The sequence below is a fragment of the Microvirga sp. GN3 genome (assembly GCF_055792825.1).
Window position 1 is genome coordinate 1 of sequence record NZ_JBVVAK010000341.1, and the last position, 2,474, is coordinate 2,474.

1 protein-coding gene and 1 pseudogene are annotated in these 2,474 nt (G+C 62.0%); both read right to left on the reverse strand.

Annotated features, from left to right (window positions below):
- Positions 1-2 precede the first annotated feature (2 nt).
- Positions 3-1,475, reverse strand: coding sequence for a hypothetical protein (locus ACS5Q1_RS47560; RefSeq protein ID WP_473104732.1), 1,473 nt, complete (start codon positions 1,473-1,475; stop codon positions 3-5).
- Between the two features lie 127 nt (positions 1,476-1,602).
- A pseudogene (locus tag ACS5Q1_RS47565) lies at positions 1,603-2,355 on the reverse strand (glucose-6-phosphate dehydrogenase (NADP(+))); the annotation flags it as partial.
- Positions 2,356-2,474 lie beyond the last annotated feature (119 nt).

A 2,474-nucleotide genomic window follows, 5' to 3' on the forward strand; every position in this document is an offset into this window, starting at 1 on the left:
GCTCAACCGTCGTCTTGACGGCTCTGCCTCCGGCCCTGCGCAATCGCTCTATCGTTGAGTGCCCGGATCGTTGCAGGGAGCGCATTGTTGCGTTCAAAGCCTTTGACAACGAACATCAGAGTTACAGTCTTTGCTGAGATGACGAGCCGTCTCGGGTTGTTCGGATCCCCACACGCTGTTCCGGGCTGAACCCACTCACCAAAGGGCGTCTCTACTGCCGGAATGGCTTGGGATCGTTGCACGGCCTGTTCAACACTCCCGTCCCAGGCATCATCGGGCGGCAGATTGTTGGCAACCTTGAAGTCAGTTAGAGCAAATCGTGACGCCATGCCCCACACCCCATCGCCCATCTTGCGATAGTATCCGAGTTCGTAGAGCCGAGCTTGGATCTTCAGGGCGTCACCGGGATTAAGCGGGTGAAGCGAAGCTCCGTTTCCGAGAGCAAAGGGGATGAAGAGCCCCGCATCGTCCTGCTCAGGATTGGACGGCACGTAAGTGACGGGAGCCGCCGGGTAGCGGTCATCGAAGACCGCTAGCTGTGTTCGCAGATCCCACCGGTCGTCGGCGCCGAGCCCGTTGCGGATCTTGAAGTCCCTGAGGGCGATCCGCGACCGCTTTCCCCACACCCCATCGACGAGTCCATGGAAGAAGGCCCGCTCCTGAAGGCGGCGCTGAACCTGCGCAGCGGCATCCAGGTTGGTCAGGTCAAGAACCTGAGGCTTCATCTCCGGCTCGGTGGGCCGCCATACCGGCGGAAGCCCGGCAATTCTGGTTTCCGCAGGCTGCGTGGGACGAGCTGTCGCTGGGTTCAATGTCCGTGCACTGGGATCATAGTAACGGGCATCCGGCTCAGCAGATACCAACGGCTTTGACGGCTCTGGCTCGGCCCTGGTTGTGGCCTGCTGGGGCTCGGGCCCCGTGCCGAACTGCTTGACGGCGATGCCAAGGGTTTCAGCCTTCTGGAAGCTCAGGAATTCGGCATCATCCGGGGCTGCGCTGGTGATGAAGACAATGGCCTCGTCCGTCAGCCCAAGGGTGTTCAGGTACGCGCCGACGAGAGCATTTCCGGACCCGGTCTCTTGCTTCTTGCCGTTTCTGAACATCCAGGCGGCATGGACTGCGATCTTCGCCCGGGGCGCTGCCCAGCGTGTCTTGCCTCCGAGCCAGGCCAGCGCACAGGCGGAGGCACACAGCGTGTCGTCCAGAACAAGGGTGCTGAACCCCTTGAGTCGGATGGCCTTGCCGATCTCAATCCCGGCAACGAGGTTGCCGCCGACACTGTCGAACACTACCACAGCGTCCTTGAGGCGTAGCACTTTGTCCGTGAAGGCTTCCTCATCCCTGAAATCGAGTTCGCCCTCGACCGTCACAACCGTTAGATCCCTCGCGGATCTTACCTCAATGGTGGCCGCCTGCGCAGACGTCCAAGCCGCAAGGAGCAGCGAGAGTAAACCGAATCCCCTGAGAGTCTTCATCCGTCCAGCCCAGCCCTTCCCCTAATGAGGTTAGGACGGGTTCGCAGGAGGCGCTATGCTGATTTCGTAGAGGATCTCTGTGCCAAAAGGCTACTGTGATGCGCTCAGGTGGCTTAGTCACAGTCCATCACTCGATCGCTCTCCAGCGCCGCCCATCGCGGGCCAGCAGGAAACCGGCCTCCTCTGGCCCAGATGAACCAGCGGGATAGAACTCCAGTCCTTTGGCTCCCGCTTTCGCCCACGCTTCGAGGAACGGCTGAACCACGGCCCAACCCGCCTCCACCCCGTCCGCCCGCTGGAAGTGCAGGGCGTCTCCCGTCATGCAGTCATAGATCAGCGTCTCGTAGCCGGTGCTCGGGGCAACATCGAAATGATCCTTGTACTTGAAGGTCATGTCGACACTTTCCGCTGCCAGCACAGGTCCTGGCACCTTCGCATTGAAGCGCAACGTGATGCCCTCATTGGGCTGGATCCGCAAAACCAGGAAGTTCTGCCCGAGCCGATCGACCGAGGTTTGCTCGAACATCGAGATCGGCGCCTGCTTGAACTTAATCGCCACCTCCGTCCGGCGGACCGAGAGGGCCTTGCCGGTTCTCAGGTAGAACGGCACGCCCGCCCAGCGCCAGTAGTCGACCTCCAGCCGAAGGGCCGCATAGGTCTCGGTGACACTGCCGGGCGCCACATGCTCGGCGTCCCGGTAAGCCACCACCGGTTCATCGTGAACACGACCGGCGCGATACTGCCCGCGCACCGAGTTCGCAAGCGCTTCAGCCTCGCTGGGGATCCGGATCGCCGCCAGGGCTTCCGCCTTCGCGTTGCGAACCCGCTCCGCCTCAAAGCGGGCCGGCGGCTCCATGGCAATCAACGCCAGCAGCTGGTAATTACCCACGCCGTTGCTGAGGCTGGTTTCAGGCGCTGACGGTAGCGAGAATGGTGCCGAAGACGGTGACACTTGGCGTGAGCCGAGCCGTATCGACGACGGTGCGCACGGCCGCTTCG

Coding starts and splice junctions, on each gene's coding strand:
- ACS5Q1_RS47560 (WP_473104732.1), bottom strand. CDS start 1,475: ATGAAGACTCTCAGGGGATTCGGTTTACTCTCGCTGCTCCTTGCGGCT.